Genomic DNA, 13,877 nt, shown 5'->3' with positions numbered 1-13,877 from the left:
GCTTTAAACAATTATTTAAAGCCTTTGTCTTATTTAGAAAGTGATCAATTCCAAAAGATCGAATTATTTGTAACTGTAGGCCCAGTAGTATACACCGTTTCCGTCAACGACTGTGGCTACAGCCCCTTCTGTGACATTTGGATCAAGAAGCAATTCTCTCAAACCACTGTTTGCCCATTTCTTAACAACAGTAGCTGCATCTTCGTCACGACGTCCGACAAAGCCTGCGCTATCATACTGACGTGAGATTTCATTTACTTTTGGAAGTGCTTGATTTTGATAAATATCTTCCGACCAAGTCAATTCTTTCAACCCTTGAGCTTTACGAGTTTCATTGATTTTAGCAAAAGCTTCTTTCGCTTTTGAAACATAGTCATAGTTTGTATCGTTTGTCGCTTCAACGCGGTAAATAAACTTCACATAACCAAATTCTACATCACTGTATTTCTTGTCCTCAACACCACTCTTGAGGTTTGCGACCAAGACATAGTCTTTAGCATATGGGTTTTCTTTGGTCTTCTCAAAGATTTCTGGATCTTCGATTTCCCACTCAACTTTAGCATCCCAACCAGAGTTATCAAGGAACTTAGGATTCATTTTTTCGATGACATAGTTTTTAAATTCTTCAACATTTTTGAATGGTAATGGTTGACCTGCTTTGGCAGTTGTTACTAGGTTAGTTGAATAGAGTTTCACGCTAGACTTTTGATCACTGTACATGTATTCATCGTCAGCAGTATTTTCGTGAAGTTTCGGATCAAGAGCTGGATCGTTTGGATCAGTCATACCTTGAAGTTTCCATTTTCCTCCAAGCCACTTCCAGTATGCTGAGTAACCTGTACGCTCTGAGTTAGATGGTACATAGTAGTAATGTGTACTACCGTCGAAGTAGTAGTTTTTATCATTCTTAAGAGCTTCGTCTCCTGGTTTTCCTGGTGGGTAAACCAATTTAGGAGTTTGTCCATTTGGTGCCCAAGCCAAGTGTTCCAATCCTTCAGCTGGTTTTTCAACATAGGCAGGAATTTGGTTTTCACTTGGTTCATCAGTCGTTACTAAACCTGGCGTTGCTGGGATAGCCGGAGTTGTTGGTTGTCCTGGTTTTGGCTCAGTTGGTGTTGTTGGCTCTTCAGGTTTATCACTAGGAGCTGGTGTTGGAGTCTCTGGTTCTGCTGGTGTTGGAGTAGGAACTTCAGGTTGACTTGGTTGTGCTGGCTCAACCGGAGTTGTTGGTTGTTCTGGTTTTGGTTCTGCTGGTGTTGTATCAGCAGAATCTTTCACCAATACCCACTTACCATTTTGGTAGTAGTAATAATCACCATTGTCCAATACATAGTAATGGTAACCATTTTCGTAACGATAATGCGGATCATTTTCCAAGTTGTTAGTGGATGAGTTGTTGTTACTATTGTTTGTCAAAGGTTTCCACTGACCGTCACGATAAATACGGTAGCTACCATCGTTCATACGGTAGTAGTGATTGCCATTCCAGTAAATATAGTTTTCATCGCTAGCAAGATTGTTATAATTATTCCAATAGTTGTAACCATAATAGTTGCTGCCATTATCATAGTCATAATAATTATTCCAATAGTTGTAGCCGTAGTAATTACTACTGTTATCATCGCCATAATAGTTATTCCAGTTATTGTAGCCATAATAACCATTACTATAGCCATAGTAGTTATTCCAATTATTGTAACCGTAGTTGTAACTTGGATAATAGCTACCATATCCATAGTTATAGCTTGGGTAGTAGCTATTGTAGCCATAGTTATAGCTTGGGTAATAACTGTTGTAGCCATAACTTCTTACAGTATAGTTTGATGTGCGACTACGATTTGCAGTAGTACGGTTAGAAGTACGATTGCTTGAACGGCGGCTAGTTCTTGTATAGTAACTATTATTTCCATTCCAATTGTAAGCAGCGTGAGCTTCACTTGGTGCAAAAGTTGGAAGCATTGTTACAGCTGTTAAAACAGAAGCTGTCAAATAGGTATATTTTTTCTTCATTTCAACCTCTTAATTCTTTAATTTTTAAACTTGAAAATTAAAATAATAAAAATTTGGAAAGCAATTGTGCACAATTTTATAACTAAACCTCAAAACTAGAGTAAATTCTTCACATCAGCTTGTTAACAGGCCTGAAATAAACAAGTTGACTTTCTGTCCTTTCATAAAAGAGCATTTTATAGCAACATAAGGGATTTCATATTTATTCGCTTTCTGAATTTATTCTAACACATCAAGTTTCAAATATCAAATAATCCGGCTCGGTTTCTGATATTCTTTGCAAAAACGTAATTTCTTATTTTTTATTTTCACTATCCTTTCATTCTTTCTTTTCTATTTTCAGTATAAATATACTTATAATAATTAGTGGTACATATAAACGTTCGGTTTTTAGATTCAAAAAGATCCCCGAATTTTTCATCCAGGGAAAAGAATTTTCTCTTATTTTTTATTTTTTCTTTCTTTATGTCGCTCATAAGCCTTAAGCTGACGTTGTAGCTCCTGTTTAATGGCAGGTTCTGGAGCATATTTTTCTTCCCAGTCATCTGGTTTTAAAATCTTGTGCGTGACTGGGTCAAAATGAGCTTTTCCATCAGGGAAAACCTTCCCCATATTTGCTTCATGGACAATATCAAAAATGCGTTCTGGATCCACTCCCATCAAAACAAAACTACCGTACGTGAAATACAGTGTGTCAATCAAAGCATCCACTTGACCAACCAGATTTTGCTTCGCAGGTGTCTTTTTCGCCACTTTCTCTGCTGCCTTATCAAGCGCCTCATGCATGCTTGCAAGGGAGTCTTGGAATTCTTCCTCCGAAGAACTTGCCGCGCGAACAAACTCTACTAATTCTTCAATTTTAAAGTCTGCGCGGTGGGTTGCACCTTCAACATCCCATGCTTGTGGCTCTTCTTGAGTTCGTTCATCCATCGTGTGGTGGAAGGTCTTTACTTTATTAAAGTGGTAGTCCCGACTGACAAACACTTTTTCTGAAGCCAAAACACCAAAGTGCTCAAGCGCCTTGTGGATGCCATCTTGTTGATTGCTTGCTGTAATGTGTTTAGCAACCTCTTTGGCACTGCTACTGCCATTTCCCATAGCGACTGACATACCGACACCTGCTAACATTTCCAGGTCGTTATCTGAATCACCAAAGGCCATGACTTGGTTGAGATCAAAGCCATATTCTTTCCCGACTCGGCGAATGCCTTCTAGTTTAGAATTTCCTTGGTTGATGATATCTGCTGCAAAAGGATTGCTTCGAGTTAATTTCAAATCTTCAAAATCACTTGCAGCTTTCTCAGATTCTTCTGGCGTCATCAGCATCAAAACTTGATAAATGGGTTGATTAATCAAGTTAAGCAAGTCGTCTTCCTTTTGAGGAACTGCCTTGCTGACCATCCGATTAAAAGAGCGACTAACGGTTCTTGTTAGCACAGTCGGAATAAAACGACTAACCAGTTGGGAAAAGGAGCCGAGACCAAATGACATAATTTTCGAACCAACAACGGCATGCTCGGTTCCAAGAGCGATTTCTTTACGCTCCTTTTTAGCATAAGCAATCAGTTGACGCAGGCTTGACTTAGCAATCGGACTTGCAAAGAGTACCTTTTCCTTATTAAAAATGTATTGGCCATTGTAGGTCACCGCAAAATCCAAGTCCAAGTCTTCCATCAATTCCTTGACAAAAAACGGCCCTCGTCCTGTTGCTACTCCGACAAGTACACCTTGCTCTTTGACAATCTTAATCGCGTCCTTAGTGGATTTCAAAACACTCTTACGATCGTTGACTAGCGTTCCATCGATATCAAAAAAAACAGCTTTGACTTCCATCCTATCCCATTCTCCCCTTTTGTGTTACAATGATTATACCACATTTCAGAAAGAGTGACTAAATCATGCCTAAGAAAATCCTTGTTTTGCATACAGGTGGGACTATTTCCATGCAAGCAGACGCTACTGGGGCAGTTGTAACTAGTCAGGACAATCCCATGAACCATGTTTCCAATCCGCTTGAAGGGATTGAGGTTCATGCCCTAGACTTTTTTAATCTGCCAAGCCCTCATATCAAACCCAAGCATATGCTTGCGCTCTATCATAAAATCAAAGAGGAAGCTGACAACTACGATGGAGTTGTCATCACACATGGTACAGATACCTTAGAAGAAACAGCTTACTTCCTTGATACCATGAGAATTCCGCCCATCCCCATCGTTCTAACAGGGGCCATGCGTAGTTCTAATGAACTTGGTAGCGACGGTGTATATAACTATCTGAGCGCTCTGCGAGTTGCCAGTGATGATAAAGCAGCCGACAAGGGTGTGCTGGTTGTCATGAACGACGAGATCCACGCAGCCAAGTATGTTACCAAAACTCATACGACCAACGTCAGCACCTTTCAAACCCCAACACATGGACCTCTTGGCCTCATCATGAAGCAAGAAATCCTCTACTTTAAAACGGCTGAACCCCGTGTCCGGTTTGATCTCGAGCATATTCAAGGTCTGGTTCCCATCATCTCAGCCTATGCAGGTATGACAGACGAGCTGATCGATATGTTAGACTTGGAACAACTGGATGGCTTAGTCATTCAGGCTTTTGGAGCAGGCAATGTTCCCAAAGAAACAGCTCAAAAGTTGGAAAATCTCCTGCAAAAAGGAATTCCAGTCGCCTTGGTCTCACGATGCTTTAACGGCATTGCTGAACCTGTCTACGCCTACCAAGGTGGAGGAGTGCAGTTGCAACGAGCTGGTGTTTTCTTTGTCAAAGAACTCAACGCTCAAAAAGCTCGCCTCAAATTATTAATTGCCCTTAATGCTGGATTAAAAGGACAGGCTTTGAAAGACTATATGGAAGGATAAACCTCTTCTCTAGAAAGCAAATCAGGAAATCTCACGATTTCCTGATTTTTTCTATTTACGTTTTCGTGTAGAGCGGCGCTCTGTCAAACCATGAGGCAAGAGAACTTCACGTTCTTCCAACTCTTCCTTATGCATAATCTTAGTCAACATACGCATGCTGATAGCACCTAGATCATAAAGAGGTTGGGCAATAGTAGTCAAGTTTGGACGAGTGAATCGTGCAATCTGAGAGTCATCTGTCGTAATGATTTCAAACTCTTCCGGCACAGATACACCATGGTCAGCTAAACCATTCAACACACCTGCTGCCAATTCATCACCTGTTACAACTGCGGCTGTAGCTTGTGATGAAATCAAGCGTTCTGCCAAGGCATAACCATCGTCATAGCTGTATTTTGATTCAAAGACCAAACCCTCACTATAAGAATGTCCAGCTTTTTTCAAGGCTTCCTTGTAACCGATCAAACGAACCTTGCCATTGATATCATCGACAAGTGGTCCACTCACAAAAGCAATTTTTTCGTTTTCTTTAAGAAGGTAGCTCACGGCATCAATCGTTGCTTGTTTGTAGTCGATATTTACACTTGGAAGTTGATGTTCTACATCCACAGTACCAGCAAGAACAACCGGTGTACGTGAACGAGAAAACTCTGAACGAATCTTTTCAGTCAAGTGATAGCCCATAAAGATAATCCCATCGACTTGTTTTGAAAAGAGAGTGTTGACCACTGAAACTTCCTTTTCATCATCCTCATCACTATTTGCAAGGACAATGTTATACTTGTACATTTCAGCAATGTCGTCAATCCCCTTAGCAAGCGTTGAGAAATAACCATTGGTAATGTTAGGAATCACAACTCCGACTGTCGTTGTTTTCTTGCTAGCCAAACCACGTGCTACCGCATTGGGACGATAGTCCAAGCGATCAATCACTTCTAGGACTTTTTTTCGAGTGTTCTCTTTAACATTCTTGTTGCCATTAACGACACGGCTAACTGTTGCCATCGAAACTCCTGCTTCACGGGCGACGTCATAAATCGTTACTGTATCATCTGTGTTCATTCCGTTTCCTTTCTATAATGAAAATTTCGCTTTCACGCATCTACTTACTCCATTTTATCACTTATTGTAAACACTTTCAAGTGTTTTTAGGAGAAACTTTGAAAAAATTTCATTCTTCATTCTCATTTTGAAAAAGCGAGTACGATTTCTTGATTTTTGAGATATTTTGCTGTATGATAAGGAAAAATAAAAGGGGGAGGGGACTCTTATGGCTTTTACAAATACTCAGAGACGTTCTGCTAGTTTTGGTGTTGTGACCAGCCTGCCTGACGATGTCATTGACTCTTTATGGTATATTATCGATCATTTTCTGAAAAATGTCTTTGAATTAGAAGAAGAACTTGAGTTTCAACTGCTCAACAATAAGGGGACCATCACCTTCCATTTTTCTAGCCAGCACCTTCCGACTAGCATCGATTTTGATTTCAATCATCCTTTCGATCCGCTTTATCCTCCTAGGGTCCTTGTTTTAGATATGGACGGCAGAGAAACCATCCTCCTTCCAGAAGAAAATGACCTATTTTAAAAACTCTAGCTTCTCGGCGTAAAGTGCTGAGGAACTAGAGTTTTCTTTTTCTAATAAATGGATCGACTAACTACTAGACCATTGGGTTTTGTATACTCTAAATCAAGGTAATCCTGATATGTCCCTGGCACAATGAAACCTTGGGGACTCAATATATCAGTTCCAGCTTTTCCCACGATAGAGTCTGCCAGCAAAACACAATTGGTACTGAGAACAAAGTAGGTCTTAAACTCGGATGAGCTGAATTTATAGAGGGTCGCATCTGCTTCCTCTTTTAGTTGGTAGGAGTAGGTATGCTTGACCTCTCCCTCTCTTCTTTTCATCAACTGCGAGCTTGGTTCCCAAGGAATTAACAGATCTTCTATCTCCGCTAAACGCGCTTGGATGGCTGCTTTCTGTTGGTCCGTCAAACTCAGACCATAAGCAAACAAGGTCTTCTGACTTTCCCTCTTACAGAGCTCGATGTATTTTTCCCGATTGGCCTTAAACAAAACACCGTCTCCAACCATACCGAATAAACGCTCCGAGTGAGGGTCATACGAGCCATAGGAAATAACCTTTCCTTGATAACAAATATCCACATGTCCCATAGCGAGGAAGAAAGATGTTTCTGAGGTATGGATAAAAATTTCCAGATCAACTACCTGATCGTTTTTTCTTTCTGAATGAACTTTCCCTTCTTGACTTTCATGATTTGACAGCCACTCATTCAATTTGCGCAAGGTGCTGATAGGGATCAAAGCCGTCACAAAGATCGGCAAAGTCATTCGCATTCGTCGTTTTAGCTTGGGATTGTTTTCTATCCTTTCAAAAAAGAAACCATCCCGGAGGCTACTGGCTCCTAGCATGAGCAAGTAAAATCCAAGCAAGAGCAATTCAAAATTCGCTGCATCATGAAAAGGAGAGATGCTATAAAGCCCGAATCCTATCATCCATACAGCATCAAAGAGATGATGGATCCGAGGATGAATGGCATTTTTTCGATAGAGAGACCAGGTCACAAGACTAATGATGCCCGTAAACAACTGGTAGCTCGCAATGATAAAGACCAAGAGATAGAGGGCAAAATCTTGCAAAATGATAGAGTCAAACACGAGAGCTGCTACCACCAGCTTGCCCAAGGTTACAAAGATATTTTCCCGACGTTTTTTATCTTGAAACCAGCGAGTCAACAAGTGCCAAACTGCTGATAAGGAAAAGTAGTCCATCAGCAACTGGTACCCCATTCGCGGAATAACTTGTCCAAAACGAATCAAGAGGAGCCCTAAAACAATAGCAAGTAGTCCCTCCCCGATACTCTTCCACTTGCTATAGGTCTCGGAAAGCTTAGGCATTTCCTTGCTCCAACTGGTCAACCAAGTAACGAATTGGTTGTTTTAAGATTGGATGGATAAAATGGGGAGCTATTTCCACTAACGGCTCAAGGACAAAGAGGCGTTCTGCTATATAAGGATGAGGCAAGATGAGTTCGTCTGTGTAAATGATCTGGTCCTCCACAAAGAGTAGGTCCAAATCAATCAAACGAGGCCCCCAATGCACTTCTCTCACCCGTCCCATTTCTGACTCAATGGCTAATAATGTTTCTAACAAGACTGGTGCTGGTAGCCAGGTTTCTACTTCAATCACCTGATTGACAAAGCTATCCTGTTCCACACCACCCCAAGGCTCCGTCGTCAAGACACTGGACTCTTTGAGAATATGGATACCTCGAGCTCGCAATTTGTCAATAGCTTGTTCCAAGTTTGCTTGCTTATCTCCCATATTACTTCCCAGAGAGATAAAGGCCCGTTGCTTACGACGGTGAATGGTTACCGAGCAGGTATCCAACGGTAAATGCACTGGAGCCCAAGGTTTTTTTAGTTCCAACTCAATCTCTTGGACAAGAGGATAGGTCTCAAAGGTACGTTCAACTAGTTTGTAGGCTACCGTTTCAATCAAGTCCTCAGTGGTTTCCTGAAACCAGGTCGTCCACTGCTGACACAGTTCTCCATAATGGATAGATGCTGTTAAATCCAAGTCTGTCGCCGCCTTGGTCATATCATAGGATAAGCTTGCGGAAATAACAAACTTCTGCCCTAATTCTTTCTCACTAGGAAAAAGACCATGATAGGCAAAAATTTCCAAATCTTTAATCTGCAGTTGATCCATAACTAGTCCTTTCTAGAAAAATCCGCTTAAAGCGGATTCTTTTATAGTCCCATTAAACGATAAGCCTGGTCTCGGAGGTCTTTATCTGTTTCAAATAGACCACGAGCTACTGTCGTCAAGGTTGCCGTGCCTGGCTTTCTGACACCACGCATACTCATACACATATGTTCCGCCTCAATGACAACAAAGGCTCCCTTAGCCCCCAGATAGTCCATCAAGGCATCGGCTACTTCGATATTTAACCGCTCTTGAATTTGTGGTTTTTTCGAATAAACTTCAACCGTACGGGCTAGCTTAGACAAGCCTGCTACACGTCCATCTGGAATGTAGGCAATGTGCGCTCTCCCATAAAAGGGCAAGAAGTGGTGTTCACACATGGTGTGGAAAAAAATATCCTTTTCCACTACCATATTGTCATCAATAATCTCAAAAGATTTTGACAGGTGTTCCTCAGCAGTTTGGCCAAGACCTGAAAAAATCTCTTGATACATACGGGCTACGCGAGCAGGTGTTTCCTGCAAGCCCTCGCGGTTAGCATCCTCACCGACAGCCTCAATAATCATTTTTACAGCCGTTTCAATCTTTTGTGTATCCATTCTCGTTCTTCCTCTCCATCAGATAGGCTCTCACTTGGCTCAAGAAATACAAGGAACCTGTGATAATCCTAACTGTTTGTTTCTCTTCATTTTTATCTGTCAATTTCTGCTCTAGAAAATCCTGCCAACTTTGGTAATTGAGATTTCTAGACTTGGCTGTCTCTTTCAGCACGCTTTCATCCGTCGCCCGACTATCGTCAAAATGGGTTAAAGTCAATTGACTACCTGGCACCGTTTCTAGCAAATCCAGCATATCCTCCAAAGCCTTGGTTTTAATACACGTAAAGAGGATTTCCTTATGATAATCCGCAAAGCGTTCTTGCAAGTTTGCTAATAAAGCCTTGATAGCATGAGGATTGTGGGCCCCATCCAAAAGCAACAATGGGTCGCTAGACATGACCTCCAAACGCCCTGCCCATCTGGTCTCTTTCAAAGCTTGAGCAATTAAGTCATTACTTGCCAACTCCCGCCCATCTTCTTGACAAAAAGTATCAAGTAAAGCTATGGCCATCCCCGCATTCTCTATCTGGTGTAAACCAAGCAGGCCTGTTTGAAAGCAACCTTGTCTGACCGAACTGGTATAATCAAAGATTTCACCCGTCACCACACTCTTTTGATGACTGACCTGGTAATCTTTCCCATAGGCAAGTCTAGGCGCATTTTTAGCTTTTGCAATAGAGTCTATCACAGTCAAAGCTTCAGGAACAATATGACCTGTCACCAAGGGAATGCCTTGCTTGATAATACCAGCCTTCTGCTCTGCTATGGCTTCCAAGGTGTCACCAAGTAGGGCTACATGGTCCAGTCCAATGGTCGTAATCCCTGTCAAAATTGGCTGACAAACATTAGTACTATCCAAAAGACCACCCATGCCGACTTCCATGATAGCCACATCTACTTGCTCTAAGGCAAAGTAATCATAAGCTAGAGCTGTGATAATCTCAAACTCGGTTGGTCCCTGCAAATTGTCAGCCGATTCTCCCTCAAGCAAAGACTGATAGTCTGCCATGAGGGCTTCTAGCCTAGCCTCGGGGATAGATTCCCCATTGATGCTAATCTGATCTGTATAATGAATGAGATAGGGCGAGCTGAACACCCCTACTCTCAGGCCTAGCTTTTCCAGCATCTCTTTCAAAAAAGCAATGGTCGAACCTTTACCATTTGTTCCGCCGATATGGATAACCTTGAGTTTGAGATGGGGATTGCCACGTAAAGCTAGGAGTTCTACCATTCGCTCCAAACCAAAATGTGGTTGGTCCGTCCGATAGTGGGCAATCCACTGATTGTTTTGAATTTCGTTCATCTTATTTATATTGTTTTAAATCTAGATTTTCTGCATCATCTGCCAAACGAATGGCTGACGCAATTTCAACCGCCATCCTGTGACTGGCTACATCGTGCACACGCACTACTTCGACACCCTGTCTCGCAGCGATACTAGTTACATGAGCCGAAGCTATGTCTCGATTACGAAAACCGACTTCCGTTTCAGGATTAACTTCAAAACCATTTTCTTCCAGGATATTGATAACAAATCGCTTACGCGAAACTCCAAGAAAGATTGGATAGCCTTGCTGGTGTAGTTTATCTAGATCCCGTAGAAGGAGCAGATTTTCCTTCTTGGTCAGACCAAAGCCAATTCCTGGATCCAGCAGAATGTTTTCTCTTGCTATCCCGACTTCCTCTGCTCTCGCTAGAGCTCGTTCAAAGAAAGCCTCCATCAACTCTTCGATTGGCATTTTTTCAAAGCCAGCTAACTCTTCCTCTGTAAAAGCCTGACCAAAGCCAAAACGAGGGAAGATGAGCGAGCTAGGATGCTGAGGACGAGCCATAACTGGATTAAACATGATAACCACTTTTGCTCCAGCATTAGCAACCACATCCGCCATTTTCTCATCTCCCATGAGACCCGTGATGTCATTTACCAGATTGGCACCAGCAGCCAAAGCAGCCTCTGCCACCTGACTTTTCCATGTATCGATAGAAATGAGGACATCACTTTCCTCACGGATAGCTTTAATCACTGGAACAACACGCTGGATTTCCTCTTCTATCTCAACATAGCTACTGCCCGGCCGAGTCGATTCTCCACCGATATCTAGCATGCTCGCTCCTTCTGCTATCAATTTACGAGCCTGCTGGAGCGCCTGCTCAAGAGCAAAAAACTGCCCACCATCTGAAAAAGAATCTGGTGTTACATTGATAATTCCACAAATAGCTGTTTTTCCGTGGTTGACTTTATTGGACATAACGGTCACTTCCTTAAGGTTCTTTACCATATTATCTCTCTATTTTACCATAAAAAGAAAAAGATGGACACGCTAGTATTCATCTTTTCCAAGTAGGTCAATGGCTTAGAATGATAGGCCTAGATTTCTACTAATCAATACCAATAAGGCCATCAAACAAAATGCAATACCATTGAGAATCATATGAAGCAAAATTGACATCTCCAAACGTTCCGTCTTGTAGGCTGTCCAAGTCAAAACCGTTGACATTCCTCCATAAATAATCACAGAAGGTAGATTGGTTGGCATATGAAGCAAGGCAAAGACGATTGCACCCACAATAAAACCTAGTTTTTCTTTTCCACGGAAAATCTTTTGGGGAATAATCCCACGACACAAAATTTCCTCACAAATCGGAGCAACCAATACAATCAAGAAGAAGGTAGAAATCAAGGAACTATTCTGAACCAAACCATTCAGCGTTGATTGATTACTCGTCGTTGTTTCATTCATCATGCGAAGCAAAGCTGAGCCCAACAAATTAGTAGCAAAGATTACTAGATAGCTCAATACCAAGCGAGCTAGGTCCTTAGCTTTAAAAAAGGATAGGTTAAAGGTAGCAAGCTTTGTTTTCCGCGCACCGATAATGAATACTATCAGAACGGCAATGGACAAGATACCAACTAAGAATCCTGACTGCAAAAGCGGAAATTGTCTAGAAGTCAACCAAGCGGATAACCCTAAAGGAAATTGTGATAGGACAAAAGCTGCTAAAAGGATGAGAATCCACATCCCTCTGTCCCAAACCTCTTGCCAGATTGTCTTTTCTTTCATGATATACCTCCTTATAGTAAAGGGGGGTAACCCCTTTTCTACTATTATATCATTTAAAGCGCCATACTGATATAGTTAAGGATAAACAAGGCATCCAAAATCCAAATCATCGCGTGCACGTCCCTTGCTTGACCTTTGACAACTTTTGTTAACGTATAAGTCAAGAAACCAACTGCAATCCCTTGTGTGATAGAGTAGCTGAATCCCATGAAGATAGATGTAAAGAAGGCAGGGACAGCTTCAGCCATATCATCCCAATGGATGTTTTTCAAGCTACCAAGCATCATAATCCCAACGATAATCAAAATTGGAGCCGTCGCAGCTGATGGAACAATTGCCAAAAGTGGACTAAAGAAACTTGAAATTGCAAAACAAATCGCAACTACCAAGGCAGTCAATCCAGTACGTCCACCTGCACCAATACCGGCAGCAGACTCAACATAAGTCGTTACGTTTGAAGTACCTGCGATAGCACCAATTGAAGTACCAATCAAGTCAGAGTAAAGAGCCTTATCCAACTTATCTGATTGGTGATTTTCACCATTTGTCGCTACGATACCGACTTTTTCACCTGTACCAATCAAGGTACCAATTGTGTCAAAAATATCTGTCAACGAGAAGGCCAGAATAGCCATAAGTGTTTCCGGTAGACGAGCAGTGTCTGAGATTAAAGCACCCAATCCTTGTGAGCCAAGTGCTGCACCAAAGATTGTCTTCAAATCTTCAAAGGCTGCACCCACATGGTTATTAGAAAAATCAATGCTTGATACATCAACCAAACCAACAGCGATAGCAAGAACTGTCGTTGTTAGGATAGAAAGAATAATTCCTCCCTTGATACCCTTAATAACAAAGAAAATCGTAATCGCCAAACCTGCAATAGCCACTAAAACAGCCGGATTATTAAAGCTAACCAGACCTGGAACTGCTGAAGAGTTTGCTGTAATGGCTGCTTGGGCCTTATCAGCACCCTCACCAGCAACTGTATAACTTCCTGGATCAATAGAGAATTTCAAAAGACCAGCATTCTTAATCCCTACATAGGCAAGGAAGACACCGATACCTGCTGAAATAGCCGAACGAAGCGCATTGGGAATGGATTCAATAATCATTTTACGAACATTTGTTAAGGTAATGATTAGTGAAATAATTCCACAGATAAAGACCATAGCCAAGGCCTCTTGCCATGAATAACCAAGTCCAAATACGACTGTAAAGGTAAAGAAGGCATTGAGTCCCATACCTGGTGCTTGAGCGTATGGCAGGTTCGCATAGAAGGCCATCATCAGGGTACCAGCCACTGCACCAATAATCGTTGCTAGGAAAACACCTTGAGCAGGCATCCCTGTCTGCGCAAGCATTTGTGGGTTTACAAAGAGAATGTAACTCATTGCAAAGAAAGTTGTTAAACCAGCGAGAACCTCCGTACGAACGTCCGTCCCGTTCTCTTTTAGTTTAAATAGTTTATCCATTATGAATCTCCTTTTGTTTTTTACGAACAATATTAGTATTATATCACTTATCATTCACCTTTTCAATATGTTTATTTGATTTATTTACCAAATTGGAATAATTTTTGTTTTTTATCTCGAGTCTGCTTTTCTTCTTTCTT

Annotated in this window: 12 protein-coding genes; 2 read left to right on the top strand and 10 right to left on the bottom strand. The window is 41.5% G+C overall.

What is annotated here, in order from left to right:
* Positions 1-63: 63 nt before the first annotated feature.
* On the bottom strand, positions 64-2,010 hold the full coding sequence (locus HMPREF1149_RS10910) for a CAP domain-containing protein (protein ID WP_000731512.1): 1,947 nt from the start codon (positions 2,008-2,010) through the stop codon (positions 64-66).
* Positions 2,011-2,451: 441 nt separating this feature from the next.
* Positions 2,452-3,843: a Cof-type HAD-IIB family hydrolase gene (locus tag HMPREF1149_RS10905; RefSeq protein ID WP_000453119.1), complete on the bottom strand. Its 1,392-nt coding sequence runs from the start codon at positions 3,841-3,843 to the stop codon at positions 2,452-2,454.
* Between the two features lie 65 nt (positions 3,844-3,908).
* On the opposite strand from HMPREF1149_RS10905, the gene HMPREF1149_RS10900 reads away from it, so the two are divergent.
* Complete coding sequence (locus HMPREF1149_RS10900; protein WP_001124802.1) at positions 3,909-4,871, top strand: asparaginase; 963 nt, start codon at positions 3,909-3,911, stop codon at positions 4,869-4,871.
* Positions 4,872-4,922: 51 nt separating this feature from the next.
* On the opposite strand, the gene ccpA is transcribed toward HMPREF1149_RS10900, so the two are convergent.
* Complete coding sequence (gene ccpA, locus HMPREF1149_RS10895; protein WP_001090635.1) at positions 4,923-5,933, bottom strand: catabolite control protein A; 1,011 nt, start codon at positions 5,931-5,933, stop codon at positions 4,923-4,925.
* Between the two features lie 208 nt (positions 5,934-6,141).
* Between ccpA and HMPREF1149_RS10890 the strand changes: the two genes are divergently transcribed.
* Complete coding sequence (locus HMPREF1149_RS10890; RefSeq protein ID WP_000886046.1) at positions 6,142-6,459, top strand: DUF960 domain-containing protein; 318 nt, start codon at positions 6,142-6,144, stop codon at positions 6,457-6,459.
* 50 nt (positions 6,460-6,509) lie between these two features.
* On the opposite strand, the gene HMPREF1149_RS10885 is transcribed toward HMPREF1149_RS10890, so the two are convergent.
* The 7 genes from HMPREF1149_RS10885 to HMPREF1149_RS10855 all read right to left on the bottom strand — a co-directional run bounded on the left by HMPREF1149_RS10885 (position 6,510) and on the right by HMPREF1149_RS10855 (position 13,737).
* Positions 6,510-7,793, bottom strand: a complete 1,284-nt coding sequence (locus HMPREF1149_RS10885; RefSeq protein ID WP_001125356.1) for a hypothetical protein — start codon at positions 7,791-7,793, stop codon at positions 6,510-6,512.
* Entirely contained in the window at positions 7,786-8,607 is an 822-nt protein-coding gene (gene folK / locus HMPREF1149_RS10880) for a 2-amino-4-hydroxy-6-hydroxymethyldihydropteridine diphosphokinase (protein WP_000372497.1), read from the bottom strand. Before folK ends, HMPREF1149_RS10885 begins: the two co-directional genes overlap by 8 nt.
* A 41-nt stretch (positions 8,608-8,648) precedes the next feature.
* Positions 8,649-9,203, bottom strand: coding sequence for a GTP cyclohydrolase I FolE (gene folE, locus HMPREF1149_RS10875; RefSeq protein WP_000380931.1), 555 nt, complete (start codon positions 9,201-9,203; stop codon positions 8,649-8,651).
* On the bottom strand, positions 9,184-10,506 hold the full coding sequence (locus HMPREF1149_RS10870; protein ID WP_009068081.1) for a bifunctional folylpolyglutamate synthase/dihydrofolate synthase: 1,323 nt from the start codon (positions 10,504-10,506) through the stop codon (positions 9,184-9,186). The genes folE and HMPREF1149_RS10870 overlap by 20 nt, the downstream gene beginning before the upstream one ends.
* A gap of 1 nt (position 10,507) precedes the next feature.
* Complete coding sequence (gene folP / locus HMPREF1149_RS10865; protein WP_000240375.1) at positions 10,508-11,482, bottom strand: dihydropteroate synthase; 975 nt, start codon at positions 11,480-11,482, stop codon at positions 10,508-10,510.
* A 75-nt stretch (positions 11,483-11,557) separates the two neighbouring features.
* On the bottom strand, positions 11,558-12,265 hold the full coding sequence (locus tag HMPREF1149_RS10860; RefSeq protein WP_000660807.1) for a CPBP family intramembrane glutamic endopeptidase: 708 nt from the start codon (positions 12,263-12,265) through the stop codon (positions 11,558-11,560).
* Between the two features lie 53 nt (positions 12,266-12,318).
* Positions 12,319-13,737, bottom strand: a complete 1,419-nt coding sequence (locus HMPREF1149_RS10855; protein WP_000359304.1) for an NCS2 family permease — start codon at positions 13,735-13,737, stop codon at positions 12,319-12,321.
* Positions 13,738-13,877 lie beyond the last annotated feature (140 nt).

Source organism: Streptococcus sp. BS35b (genome assembly GCF_000286475.1).
Lineage (GTDB): Bacteria > Bacillota > Bacilli > Lactobacillales > Streptococcaceae > Streptococcus > Streptococcus oralis_W.
This window is presented reverse-complemented; position numbering and strand designations above follow the sequence as displayed.

Coding starts and splice junctions, on each gene's coding strand:
- HMPREF1149_RS10870 (WP_009068081.1), bottom strand. CDS start 10,506: ATGAACGAAATTCAAAACAATCAGTGGATTGCCCACTATCGGACGGAC.
- folP (WP_000240375.1), bottom strand. CDS start 11,482: ATGGTAAAGAACCTTAAGGAAGTGACCGTTATGTCCAATAAAGTCAAC.
- HMPREF1149_RS10855 (WP_000359304.1), bottom strand. CDS start 13,737: ATGGATAAACTATTTAAACTAAAAGAGAACGGGACGGACGTTCGTACG.
- HMPREF1149_RS10890 (WP_000886046.1), top strand. CDS start 6,142: ATGGCTTTTACAAATACTCAGAGACGTTCTGCTAGTTTTGGTGTTGTG.
- HMPREF1149_RS10905 (WP_000453119.1), bottom strand. CDS start 3,843: ATGGAAGTCAAAGCTGTTTTTTTTGATATCGATGGAACGCTAGTCAAC.
- HMPREF1149_RS10900 (WP_001124802.1), top strand. CDS start 3,909: ATGCCTAAGAAAATCCTTGTTTTGCATACAGGTGGGACTATTTCCATG.
- HMPREF1149_RS10885 (WP_001125356.1), bottom strand. CDS start 7,793: ATGCCTAAGCTTTCCGAGACCTATAGCAAGTGGAAGAGTATCGGGGAG.
- folK (WP_000372497.1), bottom strand. CDS start 8,607: ATGGATCAACTGCAGATTAAAGATTTGGAAATTTTTGCCTATCATGGT.
- ccpA (WP_001090635.1), bottom strand. CDS start 5,933: ATGAACACAGATGATACAGTAACGATTTATGACGTCGCCCGTGAAGCA.
- folE (WP_000380931.1), bottom strand. CDS start 9,203: ATGGATACACAAAAGATTGAAACGGCTGTAAAAATGATTATTGAGGCT.
- HMPREF1149_RS10860 (WP_000660807.1), bottom strand. CDS start 12,265: ATGAAAGAAAAGACAATCTGGCAAGAGGTTTGGGACAGAGGGATGTGG.
- HMPREF1149_RS10910 (WP_000731512.1), bottom strand. CDS start 2,010: ATGAAGAAAAAATATACCTATTTGACAGCTTCTGTTTTAACAGCTGTA.